This window comes from Pseudomonas sp. ICMP 8385, assembly GCF_002699915.1.
Classification (GTDB): Bacteria; Pseudomonadota; Gammaproteobacteria; order Pseudomonadales; family Pseudomonadaceae; genus Aquipseudomonas; species Aquipseudomonas gessardii.
This window is the reverse complement of sequence record NZ_LKBY01000104.1, coordinates 15671-31367: the sequence shown is the minus strand read 5'-3', so window position 1 is coordinate 31367 and position 15697 is coordinate 15671. Positions and strand designations below refer to the sequence as shown.

General features: G+C 55.5%; 12 protein-coding genes. 7 read left to right on the top strand and 5 right to left on the bottom strand.

Going from position 1 to position 15697, the window contains the following annotated elements; genetic code table 11:
* Positions 1 to 153 precede the first annotated feature (153 nt).
* Positions 154 to 1410, top strand: coding sequence for an integrase domain-containing protein (locus tag AO268_RS17625; RefSeq protein ID WP_099169407.1), 1257 nt, complete (start codon positions 154 to 156; stop codon positions 1408 to 1410).
* A 174-nt stretch (positions 1411 to 1584) separates the two neighbouring features.
* On the opposite strand, the gene AO268_RS33235 is transcribed toward AO268_RS17625, so the two are convergent.
* From AO268_RS33235 to AO268_RS17600, 5 genes are all read right to left on the bottom strand, one after another.
* Entirely contained in the window at positions 1585 to 1854 is a 270-nt protein-coding gene (locus AO268_RS33235) for a hypothetical protein (RefSeq protein WP_054896120.1), read from the bottom strand.
* A complete protein-coding gene (locus AO268_RS17615; protein ID WP_099169406.1) occupies positions 1851 to 2831 on the bottom strand; it encodes an integrase domain-containing protein in 981 nt (326 codons plus the stop codon). The genes AO268_RS33235 and AO268_RS17615 overlap by 4 nt, the downstream gene beginning before the upstream one ends.
* Positions 2815 to 3168, bottom strand: coding sequence for a hypothetical protein (locus AO268_RS17610; protein WP_099169405.1), 354 nt, complete (start codon positions 3166 to 3168; stop codon positions 2815 to 2817). Before AO268_RS17610 ends, AO268_RS17615 begins: the two co-directional genes overlap by 17 nt.
* Positions 3155 to 4561: a YfjI family protein gene (locus AO268_RS17605; RefSeq protein ID WP_099169404.1), complete on the bottom strand. Its 1407-nt coding sequence runs from the start codon at positions 4559 to 4561 to the stop codon at positions 3155 to 3157. The genes AO268_RS17610 and AO268_RS17605 overlap by 14 nt, the downstream gene beginning before the upstream one ends.
* A 1070-nt stretch (positions 4562 to 5631) precedes the next feature.
* A complete protein-coding gene (locus tag AO268_RS17600) occupies positions 5632 to 6168 on the bottom strand; it encodes a LasR-specific antiactivator QslA (protein ID WP_099169403.1) in 537 nt (178 codons plus the stop codon).
* Positions 6169 to 6698: 530 nt separating this feature from the next.
* Between AO268_RS17600 and AO268_RS17595 the strand changes: the two genes are divergently transcribed.
* The 6 genes from AO268_RS17595 to AO268_RS17570 all read left to right on the top strand — a co-directional run bounded on the left by AO268_RS17595 (position 6699) and on the right by AO268_RS17570 (position 15646).
* On the top strand, positions 6699 to 7031 hold the full coding sequence (locus tag AO268_RS17595) for a hypothetical protein (RefSeq protein WP_099169402.1): 333 nt from the start codon (positions 6699 to 6701) through the stop codon (positions 7029 to 7031).
* A gap of 569 nt (positions 7032 to 7600) precedes the next feature.
* The gene (locus AO268_RS17590; RefSeq protein WP_099169401.1) at positions 7601 to 7984 is read left to right on the top strand and encodes a hypothetical protein; all 384 of its coding nucleotides are present in this window, start codon (positions 7601 to 7603) and stop codon (positions 7982 to 7984) included.
* 59 nt (positions 7985 to 8043) lie between these two features.
* Positions 8044 to 9540 (top strand): hypothetical protein, encoded by a 1497-nt coding sequence (locus AO268_RS32435; RefSeq protein WP_141562826.1) that lies wholly within the window; start codon positions 8044 to 8046, stop codon positions 9538 to 9540.
* A gap of 677 nt (positions 9541 to 10217) precedes the next feature.
* The gene (locus tag AO268_RS17580) at positions 10218 to 12713 is read left to right on the top strand and encodes a type I restriction-modification system subunit M (RefSeq protein ID WP_099169399.1); all 2496 of its coding nucleotides are present in this window, start codon (positions 10218 to 10220) and stop codon (positions 12711 to 12713) included.
* Positions 12706 to 13992: a restriction endonuclease subunit S gene (locus AO268_RS17575; protein ID WP_099169398.1), complete on the top strand. Its 1287-nt coding sequence runs from the start codon at positions 12706 to 12708 to the stop codon at positions 13990 to 13992. The genes AO268_RS17580 and AO268_RS17575 overlap by 8 nt, the downstream gene beginning before the upstream one ends.
* A gap of 1 nt (position 13993) precedes the next feature.
* Positions 13994 to 15646, top strand: a complete 1653-nt coding sequence (locus AO268_RS17570; protein WP_099169397.1) for an ATP-binding protein — start codon at positions 13994 to 13996, stop codon at positions 15644 to 15646.
* Positions 15647 to 15697 lie beyond the last annotated feature (51 nt).

Below are 15697 nucleotides of genomic sequence, written 5' to 3'. Positions count from 1 at the left end.
TTTGTGCCTGAAACCCAGTAAATACAGGACTTTAGCGGCTATTGATGTCTCTCTAGCTTTTGGGAGTTCCAGAAGTTCTGGTATTCCAAACGGTATTCCAGCCCATCCGGTGGTAACCTCTGGAATACCAAATCAGTGTCTGAGGTAAATCTCATGCCTGCTCAAACCCTACGTCTCTCCGATCGACAGCTTAAGGGAGTCAAACCCGCGTCCAAGGACTACGTCCTCACCGACGGGGACGGTTTGCAACTCCGAGTACGCAGCAACGGCTCTCTGCTGTGGAATTTCAACTACCGTGAACCGGTGACTAAAAACCGAATTAACATGGGCTTGGGTACCTACCCAGAGCTTTCGCTGGCGAACGCCCGAAAGATGGCAGTGCAAGCCCGCGAGCTGCTCGCCCAAGGCATCGATCCGAAAGTGCAGCGCGATACGCTAAATGAGGCCAAGCGCGCAGAAACGGAACACACTTTCGAGAACGTAGCCACTGCCTGGTTCGAGCTTAAGAAAGACTCGGTCACGCCGGCCTACGCCGAGGATATTTGGCGGTCGCTCACGCTGCATGTGTTCCCCGATTTGAGGACGACGCCACTCGCGAAAATCACCGCGCCGATGGTGATCGAGCTGCTTCGTCCAATCGAAGCGAAAGGCAGCCTAGAGACGGTTAAGCGCCTTAGTCAGCGGCTTAACGAGATCATGACCTACGGCGTAAACTCCGGCCTGATCTTCGCCAACCCACTCAGTGGCATCCGGGCGGTATTCAAGAAACCCAAGAAAGAAAACATGGCTGCGCTCCCGCCCGAAGAGCTACCCGAGCTCATGCTGGAACTCGCAAACGCCAGTATCAAACGCACGACCCGCTGCCTGATCGAATGGCAGTTGCATACCATGACTCGCCCTGCAGAAGCAGCGACCACTCGCTGGGCAGACATAGATTTTGAAAGACGTGTCTGGACCATCCCTCCGGAGCGGATGAAAAAGCGCCGTCCTCACAGCATCCCGTTAAGCGATCAAGCCATGGCATTGCTGGAGATACTCAAGTCCCATAGCGGTCATCGAGAGTATGTCTTCCCGGCAGACCGAAACCCACGTACTCACGCCAATAGCCAGACTGCCAACATGGCGTTGAAGCGCATGGGCTTTCAGGACCGCTTGGTCAGCCACGGCATGCGCTCAATGGCCAGCACCATCCTAAACGAGCATGGGTGGGATCCGGAACTGATCGAAGTCGCGCTGGCGCATGTCGATAAAGACGAGGTTCGAAGCGCCTACAACCGGGCAGATTACATCGAACGCCGGCGTCCGATGATGGCCTGGTGGAGTGAACATATCCAGAAGGCGGCCACCGGCAGCCTGTCGGCAGCCGCGATCAATCACACCAGAGACCTCAACGTCGTGCCGATACGCTGAGCATCCAGGGACTGGTGGTGCCGGCGAAAAACCCTGTAACCGAGTCGTGCAGCATGGCGACAGACTTCACGACTATCACCAGATTTCTCGCAAGCCTGCGCTCCTAAGTCAAAGTCCCTGAGTATGGGAAGGCTCTGCATTCCCATACTCAGGGACTCACGCTTAAATGATCTATCAGCCAGCCACGATTTGCGCCTTTCTGCGACGGATCAATTCTGCCGTTAACTCGTAGTAGTAGACGGTCGCAGGCGCTGAACAACGCAGAGAGTGTTCCAAAAACCATCTCACGTGCTTTTCCTTCCAGGACCAAGGAGTCGCGCAACCCCAGCGCTCACGAATCGCCTCTTGCATCTTTTCCGCCTGCCTGATGTGCCGCTGCCGAGTGGAATGCGCGCCTTTGAGCACCGGAGTCAGAAACAACGCCATATCGAACTCGGACCTCATCGCCGACCACCGATGTAGGCATTCACCACATCGATGCGACTATGTCCCAACTCATGGCTGATTTGCTGGCGGGCTCGTCGATCAAGCTCTCGATCTTCTCGATGGCCACGACCGCCATTGACGGGGGCAGGGAAACCGGTCAGTTGCTCATAACGCTCACAGGCGTACGCAGCCCGCAGTTCATGAAAGCCTTTCAATCCATGCTCATGCAGAATGTCCCGCGCAGGACGCACTACTGTCTGTAAGAAAACCTTGTAGCTTTCGTCGAGCGCTAATAGATTGCGGCTGCCCTTGGGTGAGGCCTCGTTCGCTCTATAGAGAGCATCGCGAACTTGATCCGTGACCGCAATCCAACGCGGCGCGGATGCGCCTGCTCGGCCGCCCTTGGTGCCGTCCTGGATGTTGATTTTGCCCAGTTTACGGGCCTCGCGTTGCAGTCGGGGCAGGTCCGCCAGGATCGCTTCACGCAGGCGCATACCGGTCTCCCGGGCCAGATGCACAATTGCGCTTACTCGCTGCTGGCCGTGCTCTGACAGCTTCTGTGCGATCTGCTCGACCTGTACACGGTCTTGGCCTTGCGGTGCCTCATTACGCGCGCTTGACCGCTGCAGGCCCAGCGCCTTACTCGGGCTTGGGATTTTGACGTAGTGATCACCGCGCAGCGCGGCAATCGTTCGGTTGACGCTGGACAGGCGGTTCTGCGCGGTGGCAATGCCGACGTTGCCCTGATCAACCTGCTCACGCACGTGGGCGGCGTACCGCATGAGGATCTCGCGATCAATCTGTCGCGCATCATTGAGCATCGGACCTTCCTCCGATCGACACCAACGCACGAATGCCTGCCAGCGATCGCTATGGGCTTTGACGGTCGCAAAATGGCCGTCACCAAATAGATCTTTCAGGGCTTGCGGTCCGGCATAGCTGAGCTGGCGACCGAAGCCGAAATTACGCCCCGCTCGCTTACCGACCCGAGCCATTTTTCTGCTCCTGATCGGCTGCAGCAAGCTCATACAAAAGGGCTCTCCAGTTCGCACTCACGACGTCTAGCTGGCCCCAATCAGTTGGGCGAAAGCACAGCGTGTTGTCGGTGACGTAGAGATACGCGCCCTCCTCTTTCAACCATTGGATAATGGCCGTTGTCGCGGTGATGGTTTTACGGAGTGTGGCGACTTCGGCGACAGCGGCGACAACCTTTGTTCTGCCAGGCTTTGAGCCTGGCGACAAAGTGGCGACACTGGCGGCGACAAACCGCGCTTTGGGCTCTTTTTGGCGTTGAGCCAGGTGATTGCGCAGTGCTTCATCAAGATTGAACATGGCGCACCTCGAAGTTCTGGCCATCAGTGATCAGCCATTGATGATCAATCAACTCGACCAACAGCTTGGTGGCATGACGGCTGCTCTTACGGGCAAAGCGGGGGCCGTTGCGATTTAGCTCTCGAACACTGAAACGCTTCCAACCCTTGAACTGTAGCCAGCGCAGCAACCGATCCGCCTCTTCCTTTACCCGACACACCGGCTCCTGCTCGGTCAGGCGCTGAATTTCGGTGAGGTAGTAGCCCACCAAGGTCGAGGCCCGTTGAATATGGTCGACCTCAACGACACTGCTCTCCTCCACCACGGCTAAAATACCGGCGATGCGCAACAGGTTGTCGGCAGCTTTTGATCCACTGGGCCGTACATTGGCTAGCTCGCCAAACTCTCCCAACTGGGCCTCGATGGCGTCATGCAGATCAATCCAACGGCGGCGCGCCAAAGGACTGAGGTTCAGCGGTGAGAGGCGCAAAGCACCGTCAGCGGCAAGTGACCAAGGCTGATGAAAAAGAGCCGAAAGACGGTGGTAATAGCGCTTCAGGGCGGGATCTTTGGACAAGTCGATAGCCTGGTAGCTACGTTGCCCGGCTAGACTGGTGGGCCAGGTCATCAAGCAGCGCCCTAGTATGCCTTGCCCCTGCAGCAATGGGTCACTGAGTAACTGCATGGCTAGATACGGTTGCAGCATCAGGTGCAGGCTTAAGCGTCGATCGTAAGCTCGCAAGCTTTCACCCGCCATAGACCGCGCGCGATCTATCGGACTGCCGTCCCAGAGTGACGACAAGGTCGTAACCGCTTTCAAACGGTTATCTCGACTCATGGTGCTGCTACCGAGGAATTGCCCCCCCTCGTCACAGAACAGGCCCATGCTCGGCAAGTCATGGCAGAGTCCCTTGATCAAGGCCTCGATCGTCGGGTCTGTGGTGATCAGCCGAGGGGCCGAAGGCTCCGCTTCAAGCGGTACGCCGTTTGTGGGGGCGGGATCGGCAGGATTGATACGCTGCGCTTGTCGCTGTGCGGCACGGTACCGAAAGAGCTGCTCACGATAGTGTTGCCACTGTTCACGCTCCCATTGGCGCGCTGGCAGCAGTACGGATCGGTCTGCCGCTGTCTTGCGATCACCGGACGCTGCCACCGTGATCAGGTACAGCGACAGCGGATAACTGCGCCCGTCCAGCTGTAAGCCCGCATGACCTTGGGTAGCGAGCGCCGAAGCAGCCAACACCGATTGCGCGGCCAGCGCCTGGGGTACGCCGATGACCTCGGCCATGCGCTGCACCGCGGGCCCAAGAATCCCACCCAGTGCCTGCACCGGATAAGTCTGGGCCACAGGATTCGACTCAATCAGCGGTCGAGGTGGTTGTGGTAGTTCAAGCTTCGGATCTAACTGCTGCATGGGCCCTCTCCTCGTCATTGCTGGTTGTCCTCACGTAGTCCCGCCACGGCTGTTGAGTGTTATCAGGGATCAAGGCCCCTGCGGCCTGTGAGGTGTTCACTGACGCGGAACGCACGGCTCCTTACGACCGGGAGCGAGGGCATGAACCCATGAATCTGACCTCCTTAGACGCATCCGAAGATGCGGGCGGGTGGAGGCTGTGCCGACTGACGAGTTCGGCACCTGGAGATCCTGGGGGGGGAGAAGGCAACGACCTGGACACCTGGGGCATGCCTGACTGTCAGTCAGGTACAGCCCTTCCATGGGCTGCGGCACCGGTGCCTGTGTCGTTGCGGATGGCGACGAATCGGATTTGTCAGGCCGATTGTCACGAGGAGAGTTGCGGCAATGCCTTGTAAGACGTGGCTTGCAGCAGCGGTACGACCGCCCGTCTCTTTCCAGGAGAAAGAGACGGGCGCAATCTGGCGCAGCGACGTGTGCAGAGAGGTGAAGTTGCTGCAGCGCAGCGAGGTAGGTCCATCGTCTGCCGTAGTGGACAGATCAGTCGAGTAGGCATCCATCACTCTTGGGGAGTGACCGTGCGAGCCGCCGGACGCTAATCGCACTTGGGGAAGAACCACCACGCGAGGGGCGTAGCCTTAAAGGTTCTGGCAACCTGGGCAGGTGCTGTCAACGACAGCGATCCGTGCACCAATTTTTATACCCACTCGAAAAGGAGGTCAAGCGTCACAGCCAATGTGCTGAGAAAGTGGCGACTGTCGCCACTTCTGTCGCCATGCTCCAGACCACGTTATACGTGGGTTGTCGCCGCCGTCGCCGCTGTCGCCACACCTACATCCATGCCCAACGAAAAGATTCGGACACACGCACTGAATAAAGTTGCGCTCGATGGAAATCGTGGGGAATTACTGATCGTGAAAGTAGGCGTGGTATGAATTAAATTTGAGCATGACGGGTGGAACGCGGCGGCTCCGAGAAAAAGCGAGTGAACCCTCCGATCGACGCGATCAAAGATCGCTTGATCGGAGGGTTTGGCGGGAAAAGCAAAGTCTCAAACGTCAATTACAAACTCAGGCATCGAAGCTGGTTGATTGGGAAGTGACTGCCTCACGTCGTATGATCAGCGTCTGCTGCAACCGCAGCAGAAAGCCAGCCTCAAATGCTTCCTGATAGTCACCTGGACGATGACGCTTTCGGTTCTGAGACAGCGCCCACCATAACGGTAATGATGAGCCCTCAAGCCAAGTCTCTGCGCAACGAACGCCCTCCTTGATTACCGGAGCGAACTCATCGCCCCAAGGAGTTTGGATCGCGGGAGCCCCTTCAACTGACGGGACAGAGACATATTCATGGATCTGTTGATGGACGCTTTGAGCTGGGATGCCAGTCAGATTCCGGAACGCCCTGTCGTACAACACCGCGGCGTCATCCAGCAGCTCTACTGCCAGCTCAACGTCTTGCGGAAAATGAAGCAGAATACTCTGGGCTCCGTTAAGCCGGAGGGTGGCAGCCTGCCGCAGTTTAATCGCTGCATCTTCAGGGGTAAGCACTGAAGTATCGATGCTGTTGGGCTTGGGGAGACCGATGAGAAGCGAAAGATCAAACATCACGGAATCCTCCGAGATAGTTTGCAGCCTGAACCATTTGGCCGAGGTGGCGCACGAGCTTAAAAGGGGGACATGTCATTTTCCTTATCTCCTTGGTTTGATTTAAGGAATGCCATCCACCGTTGCGACACGAATGGGTGGCACACCGTACAGGGGTCGCAAACCGGAAACCAAGGAACCCGGCCAGGCCGAAGCCTGCCCTGCACGGTGCGCCATAGAAAAGCAGCAGCTAGCACTTGAAGTGCTGACTGTGCGATATGGCACATACCGCGCCTTGGTTTCGATTCAGGTTGCGACACCCGGTCGCGGGATTGACCGCGACGGAGCAAAGCGTAAATGTGAAGCGGCGACAACACAAGCATGAGTGTCAATAAGGCTGCATTCGAACAAACGCTCTGGGCAGAAACTCACGCACGTTCGGATTTAGTGGCGATGGCAAGTCAGATACCACGTCAAGCCTTTTTATTTCCGACGCTGTCCGCAGTGATAGAATCGAAAACGCTATACACGCCCCCCTCTCGAGAAATGGTATGACTACAGAGCTGACGGAAGAAGAAATGCGTCGGGCGCTATTCGGTGCGCCAGAGGCCCCTGCATCAGTAATCGACACCCATGAGCAAGACACTGCACCGGAAATCGTGATCGCTAAGCAGACAAAGCTAGTGAAGAAAAAGAAACTTTCAAAATCATTTACTCCCAGATTGAAAGTCACACTGAGGGTGGGGAATGAATTCGAAGGCAAGATGCACGAGATCGTACATGAAGCCGATACGCTCAGCTCTCTAGTTGCAGAGCAAGAAGCTACAAAGTTAGCCAAGAAAAAATTCAGATTCGTGGAAGTTATCTCGGTCAAGTCGATGTAAGCGGGCACGCTAACGTCCGATTAAAGCGCATTTCATACCTGCGGCCCGACCGACCAACTCGTGTGAAGCGAGGGTCTTAACCTCGATTACCGTAGCCGTTCGCAGGCTTCAAAGCTAACGGTCAATTCAACGTTTCGAGGCGTAACTGAACACCAGCCATCCCCTTCAGACCTCAGTGGTAAGGGGCAGAAATCGGCCAGAAGCGGACATGGATACCGACCAAACCTGATTGTCGCTTGGGAGCAAGAAACGCCTCGAACTCGCCACTGCACGCTAAAACCCGGATTGCAACTCAATCTTGGACGCCGGTGCATAGCCGGGAGCCCCAGCCCCGCACGCTTGTAGGGCAGTGCGGGCATCCTGAGCAGGCGACATTTGAAAGGAAGAAAAATAGAGCTTCAGTATTCCTTGAAAATCTGTGAACTAAGTTCGAAAGATAGGGAATATTGCGGCTGACCAACGAATCATAAACCCCGACGGGCGTCGTTCCAGTCGAAATCCCGCTTGACCTCTCTCTGGAAAATCAATCTGATAGTGTCGACCTCGATCCCCGCGTGCCAGGTGTAAACGTGGACGTATCTAATGAACAAGACATAGCAGACCTCCAAGAGATCATTGATCGTCTCTTGGAGAGCTTTGGGTCAGTAGATGACCAAATGCCGGATTTTTTTGGCGAAGGCGGAGTAGGCTTCAAAGGCTATTCCGAATACCTCCACGCCTTGGTTGAGAACGCTCAAGAAAGCGCGCGACGTTTCAAAGCTCATGCCGCCAAGTTTTTCAAACAACTCGAGCTGACTCAGTGCGCTAACTTCATTCTTTCTAAACTATCGTGCATCGACTCTCACGCCTTGGTGGCACGAATCCGTTTATATTTCTCTCGGCTGGCCTGCATCCGAGCTCCTCTCTTCGAATACGGGCCAGAGCTCGCAGGTTATCGTCACCGTTTCCGCTGATCCTTCAATGGCTTGAACCTGTTTATCCCATTGATCGATTTATATTGTGGACTTTTAAGATGATTACAAACCTTAATGAATTGCCAGAATTTCTTGCTAAAGCTGTTGTCGCCAAGGGAGGCATTCACGAATGCGCATCCCCAAATCTTCAGTTCGATGAGCATTTATTCAAAAACGCTATAATAATTTTCGAACAGCTTACAGAGCAAGCCAATCACCGCTATTTTTATAACGCTGGCAGGGAACTAAAATTTGGCATTATTAAATCAGATTATGTTGGTGCTTTTGCTTCCGCAGGAAAAGGTGACGTAGATTTTATAGGTGTTAACTATGGAACAATCCATTTGCTCTCATCCTTATTTAGTCGGCTTCTAAGCAGTGAATTAATATTTCCCGATGTCGGAATGTCAAACACTGAAACGAGAGAAGGATATTCATTTTACATTCCCAGAATTGCAGATTCGGGAAAATTTGAGGCGCGCCGTCCTAATTGCTCTGTTAGACTCGCATTTGCCAAGCATATGGCATTAACGGCGTTAACTTTTATTTACTCTCATGAAATATCTCACATTACCAAAGGGCACTCACGAGTAAAAAACTCAATCAAAGACGGCTTCCGACCACCGTTAAGCGTATTAGAAAACCAAGCTCTTGAACTGGATGCAGATCTCGGAGCTATCGAACTCACGTATGATTACATGCAATTCATGAAGGCCGTTGAAGAGCGCTTGAACCTTGATTCAGATGCTGCGATCAAGGAATCTTGGCTCAATTTTTATAAAAGTCCAATCCACAATATCAGATTCGTATTTTTTGCAAGCTACCTACCATTTAGAATTCATTGCGATAATCACTGGGATCCCGAGACTCAGGCCAAGAATGGTCAGCCTCAACCTCCGTTCAGGATGGGGATGCTCATGAAGTCATTCGCAACTGTTCTTCAAGAAGCTTGCGGGCTTTCTGAAGAGAAAAGTAAGGAGCTAGTATATCGATTCAGCCTCGAGTCGGAAAAGGCATACGCAGATATCCAGGCAGAATCAGGCGAAGGCGAATTAGATCTGAAAGCAATCGATGCCTTCTTTGAGAACGTTGGTGAATATGGCATAACCGTTGTTGAAGCATTTGAGAAAATTGAGGACGAACTGAAATCGGGCGCTCTTATTGAAAAGCTATGCCCTTCACCAGATGAAGCCCAAAAAACTAGCTATGTGGCGATCGCTGGAGCGAAACTGGTTTCCCCTTACTATGCAATCATTGAGTCAAGACGCTGTGAAAAAATAGAGAATACGCTTCAAATCCAATGTTTCAGTGTCAACAGAGTCGGTGAGAAGCCGCTCCAATTCTCAATCGCTATATCACCGAATTTCGAAGGCAATCCCGTCACAGATTTACTAAAGACTGAAGCTTTAGAAATACTCAAAGAGCTCGAGGAGATTGATTTCTTTGAGCCCATAGAGTTAGCAGCTCTAAAAGAGCAAGATGCACTCATTGAATGGGCTTTCGGCTCCAGTAACTCTGTAAATCTAAAGTTAGACATTAAAAGCATGATGGAGTAGTAAGGACTCAGTCTTCGGTACGACATATTTCTTGACGTTGGTCTGTCCCGGAACTGGTGATCCGGTAGTTAAAAGCAACTGCTCGCATTTTCTGCTCAAATTCCATTGAGCTTGTGGCAGACCAGATTATTACTCGGCGAATGTCCGCGCTGGCTATCAGTTGCCCCTTGCGACTGGCGGCTTTTGGCCGGTTTCTGCCATTCACCACTTTCAACCTCTTATCAAGCGTAACCTGTGTCCTGAGAGCCGCAGGAAGATCCTCCCAGATCATAGATGAGAAGCAAGGCTGTAAAATCGATTACAAGCGACGTTCCAGAACATAAATATGCTCATGAGGCATTCCAATCACAATAAAAAATTTAGCGCTATAAATCAATAACATAGAAGGTAGATTCAGATTACCTCGGTCGGTGGAGCAAGTAGCCCTGCAAGCCGTACGCGACTGAGAGATACAGCGAGTAGGTCATTTTTGGGGAACAGCTCAATGCTCACCGCGCTGCAATGAGCATCAGCGCGAATCACCGACATGAAAAAGTCAGTACAGCTAGCGCTAGACACCCAACCGGGCCCGTGTAACCGAGACTGCTCAGTGCCGCGCTCGGATTGAGATACAATCCCGGCATTTTATACCATGGGGACCGGCATCCGCTCCCTGGGTGCCCACAAGAGATTCCGCAATGCCCCTCACGCTGCAACAACTGGAACGCCATCTGTTCAAGGCTGCCGATATTCTTCGCGGCAAGATGGACGCCTCGGAGTTCAAGGAATACATTTTTGGCATGCTGTTCCTCAAGCGCTGCTCCGACGTATTCGAGGAGCGCTATGAGCAGGTCGTTTCCGATGAAATAAACGCCAGCAGGAGCAAGGCCGAGGCCTTTGTCTCGGCGGAAAATCCGCGCTGGTACAAGCGTGACGGTAATTTTTGGGTGCCCAGCCATTCGCGCTTCCACTATTTACTCAACGAAGCACACATCAATGTTGGCAACTTGCTTAACAAGGCGCTGGGCGGCATTGAGGAAAATAACGTATCCCTGGAAGGAGTGCTGGAGCACATTGACTTCACTCGCAAGGTCGGCCAGAGCAAGATTCCCGATCAGAAGCTGCGCCAACTCATTACCCACTTCGGTGAGGTGCGTCTGCGCAATAGTGACTTCGAATTCCCCGATCTGCTTGGGGCAGCCTACGAATACCTGATCGCCGAGTTCGCCGACTCAGCCGGCAAGAAAGGCGGTGAGTTCTATACACCGCGCTCTGTTGTGCGCCTGATGGTTCATCTGCTCAAGCCGACTCTGGCTCACGATGTCTACGACCCCTGCTGCGGCTCGGGCGGCATGTTGATTGCTGCCAAGGAATATATCGACGAGCACGGTGAGGACGGCCGCAAGGCCAACCTATTCGGCCAGGAATTCAACGGTACCGTTTGGTCCATCGCGCAGATGAATATGCTGCTGCACGGCATCAGCAACGCCTGGCTGGAGAACGAAGACACCCTAGCCGACCCTCGGCATATCGAGGGGGGCGAACTGCGCCGCTTCGACCGAATCCTCACCAACCCGCCTTTCTCCATCAACTGGGGCCATACCGAGAAAAGTCCGGATGGCAGCCTGGCCTGGAACCCGACATTCCGCGAGCAGCGCTTCCGCTTCGGCGAGGTGCCACTGGGCTCAAAAAAGGCCGACTTGATGTTCCTGCAGCACATGCTTGCCGTCACCCGTGACGAAGGCATGATCGCCACCGTACTGCCCCATGGCGTGCTGTTCCGGGGCGGAGAGGAACGCGGCATTCGCGCTGGCATTATCGAAAACGACCTGCTCGAAGCCGTGCTCGGCCTGCCGGCCAACCTGTTCTATGGCACCGGTATTCCCGCCTGCATCCTGATCCTGCGCCAACAAAAGCAGGAAGGCGCCAACCGTGTCAGCGCCAAGCCTGCCGAGCGCCAGGGCAAGGTGCTGTTTATCAACGCCGACCGCGAGTACTTCGAGGGCCGTGCGCAGAACCACCTGCTGCCCGAGCACATTGAGAAAATCACCACTGCCTTCGACGAATTTCGCCGGATCGACGGCCTTAGCGACGTGGTGGATATCGCCACATTGCGCGACAACGACTACAACCTGAATATCCGCCGTTACGTGGATAACGCACCACCACCCGAGCCGCATGACGTGCGTGCTCACCTGCTGGGTGGTTTGCCCAAGACCGAAGTCGAAGCGAAAACGCCGCTGTTCGCCGCCCACGGCCTCGACCCTCATGACCTATTCATCACACGCGATGCGCAGTATTTCGACTTTCGCGGCGAGCTGACCTGCCGCGCCGACCTCAAGCCAGCCATCGAAAGCAACCCCGGCCTACAGGCGAAGGAAGCCGCCCTGCGTGATGCCTTCGAAACCTGGTGGCACGTACACAGCCCGCGGATCACCACCCTGGCTGGGAAGCTGGATAATAGCGCTGCCCTGGTCGAATTGCGCGGCGAGCTACTGGCCAGTTTTAGCCAGACGCTGGAAGGCATCGGCCTGCTCGACCCTTTCCAAGTCAGGGGCATCGTCGCGGGCTTTTGGTACCAGAGCAAATATGACTTCCTTGGCTTGATGGCCCGCGGTTGCCGGGGCGTAATCGACGCTTGGCGCATCAGCATCATCACCGCTCTGGAAGACAAGGCCAGCAAGCAAAGCCCGTTGGAGCACAAGCTGGTGAAATTCCTGCTAGGTGATTTTGTTGCCGAGTTGGCCGAGCTGGAAGCAAAAAAGACCGAACTGGATAGTCAGCTCAAGGCCGCATCCCCACCCAAGGGGGAAGAGGCTGACGAGGCCGACAGCTCGACGGATACCGATGACGAAGAAAACACCGTTGACGAAGCCCAGCTCAAGGCCTGGAAAGCCGAGTTCACCAAGGTGAAGAAACAGCTCAAAAACCGGCAGGAGAACTTCGCCAGCCACCTGAGTCAGGCCGTCGACAGGCTGGACGAGCAGCAAGCCGCCGAACTGCTGTTGACCATCCTGCACAACGATATGCAGGCCATCGTCGAGCGCTATATCGCCGCCCAGCGCAAGCAGATAGTCGCCGCCATGGAGAACTGGTGGGACAAGTATCGGGTGACGTTGAATGAGATCGAGCATAAGCGCGATAAGGCGGCGAGGGCATTGCAGGGATTCTTTAAAGGACTGGGATATGTCTGATCAGTGGCAGCAACGCAGCCTAGCCTCACTTGGAAGCTACGAGAACGGTTTCGCATTCAATGATTTGCATTGGTCTGAGCACGGTCTGCCAATCATCCGAATAGCTCAAATTACCGGTAGCCAAGGCATTGTTGATCGCTTTCCCGGCCTGTTACCGAACAGCTACCGAATTGACGACGGTGATCTGATCTTTTCTTGGAGCGGAACACTCGCAGTCGTGCGTTGGGCTGGTGGCTCAGCGTGGCTGAACCAACATCTCTTTAAAGTTGGGCCTGCTGAAGGGATTGATCGCTCATTCCTGTTTCATGTGCTGCAAGCGTCTGTTGCTGAAATGGGCAAGCGGACACATGGCAGTACGATGAAACACATCAAGCGCGGAGAGCTTCGAGAGTTTTTTGTTGAAATACCGCGCATCGAGAGTGAACAGAGGAAGATCGCCCAAATCCTCGACACTCTCGACACCGCCATCCGCGAAACCGAAGCGCTGATTGATAAGCTCAAGTCCCTCAAACAGGGTCTGCTGCACGACCTGCTGACCCGCGGCATTGACGCCAACGGCCACCTACGCCCACCACAGAGCGAAGCGCCGCAACTCTACAAGGAGTCAAAGTTGGGGTGGATTCCGAGGCAATGGGAAGTGGTCCCGCTGGGTTGTTGTGCAGATATCGCAAGCGGTATAACCCTTGGCCGCACCTTAAACAGCCCTGTCGCAATTGAGCTTCCATATCTGCGAGTGGCTAATGTCCAAGATGGCTACCTTGCCCTGGGAGAAATAAAGACTGTCTCGATCCTGCCGTCAGAGCTGAACCGCTTTGCTCTGAAAGTAGGTGATGTGCTGATGAACGAGGGTGGAGACTTCGACAAGTTGGGTCGGGGGGCCGTATGGGAGGGGCAGATAGAACCCTGCCTGCACCAGAATCATGTTTTCCGCGTACGCTGTGATGACTCAAAGCTATTGGCTGCATTTTTGGCAGCCTACTCCAGCTCTGTGCGTGGAAAGAGCTACTTTGTCCAAGCATCGAAACAGACAACCAACCTGGCCTCAATCAATTCGACGCAGCTGAAAGCATTTGGCATTTCCTGCCCATCAGTCGCTGAACAGTTGCTTATTACCCAACGCCTGTCGACCTTCGATAAGAAAATGGCAGTCGAGCAGAAGGCACTGGAAAAGTTGCGCCAGCAAAAGATCGGCCTGATGGACGACCTGCTATCCGGCCGCGTCCGAGTCACCCCGCTGCTGGAATCTATGCAACAAGCTGCAGCACAAACGGAAGCCTGATATGCCACAGCGCCTGCCACCTCGCGAATCCCTCACCGTCGAGTTCAAAAGCGATCGCAGCAAGCTTCCCGACCGCGAGCTAATTGAGGCACTTGTCTGCCTGGCCAATGCAGAGGGCGGCGAGCTATGGCTGGGCGTCGAGGACGACGGCACGCCTACCGGCCTGCATTCCGAGCATCGCCTGCTAGAGGGCTTGTCTGGCATGGTTGCAGCGCGCACCTCGCCTTCGCTGAACGTACAGGCCGAGGCGATCGACCTGGATGGCGTGACCGTAGCGCACATCCATGTGCCCAAAGCCCAGAGCGAAGTGGCCACCACCAGCGGCGTCTATCTACGCCGCCGCTTGAAGCACGACGGCACGCCCGAATGCATAGCCATGCTGCCCCATGAGCGCAGCAGCCGCGCAAGCAGCTTTGGCCTGCTCGATGTCTCCGCCCAGCCGGTGGCCGGTGCCACCTTGGCCGACCTCGACCCATTGGAGCGTGAGCGCCTGCGCCAGGCGGTGCAGCAATACGGCGGCGACCGCGTGCTGCTGGAACTGGACGACGAAGCCCTGGACGGCGCACTGCTGCTCACTGCGCGCCAGCCGGACGGTATGCGCGTGCCGACCCTTACCGGCCTGCTACTGATCGGCCGGGAAACCTCCCTGCGCCAACTGGTGCCCACCCACGAGTTCGCTTTCCAGGTGCTGGCCCAGCAGGCAGTGCGCCTCAATGAGTTTCGCCGCTTCCCATTGCTCAAGGCACTGGACTGGCTGGAAACCAACTTCCGTCCCTACAACCCCGAGGAAGAACTGCAGGTCGGCCTGTTCCGCGTGCCGGTGCCTAAGGTGGACCTCGGCGCCTTCCGAGAAGCCGTGGCCAATGCCCTGGTCCACCGTGACTACCACGGCCTGGGCGCGGTGCATGTGCGTCTTGAAGACGATGCCCTGGTGGTCAGCAACCCCGGTGGCTTAGTCGATGGCGTGACCCTGGCCAACCTGCTGGTGACCGAACCGCGCCCGCGCAACCCGGCCCTGGCCGACGCCATGAAGCGCGTCGGCGTAGTCGAACGCTCCGGCCGAGGCGTGGACAAGATTTTCCGCGGCATGCTCAAATTCGGCCGGCCGGCCCCGGACTACAGTTACACCACCGCCCAGAGCGTGGTGCTGCGCTTACCCACCGTAGAGGCCGACCTTGACTTCCGCCGCCTAGTAGTCGAGCACGAGCGCGCCACCAACGCCGAGCTGCCCATCGACAGCCTGATCGCCCTGGCCGCCCTGCGTGAGACCAAGCGCGTCACGGCCGACGAACTGGCCGTACAGATCCAGCGCGACACCGCCAGTGCCAAACGCACCCTGGAAGCCCTGACCGAAGCCGGCTTGGTCGAGGCCCACGGTTCTACCCGAGGGCGCAGCTACACTCTGTCAGCCAGTCTGTACCAGGCCGTGGGCGACAAGGCCGGTTATACCCGCCAGGCAGGCTTCACATCCATTCAACATGAGCAGATGGTGTTGAACTACGTGCAGCAGCATGGGCAGATTCAGCGCGCTGAAGTAATGGATCTTTGTCGGCTCTCGCCTGATCAAGCGGCAAAACTGCTCAAGCGCATGAAAGACAAGGGCACACTGATACAGCAAGGTGAACGACGCTGGTCGGTCTATAAGCTCGGCTAAAAATTCTATGAGCCGCTATGAGCCGCTATGAGCCTGTATGAGCCCATACAC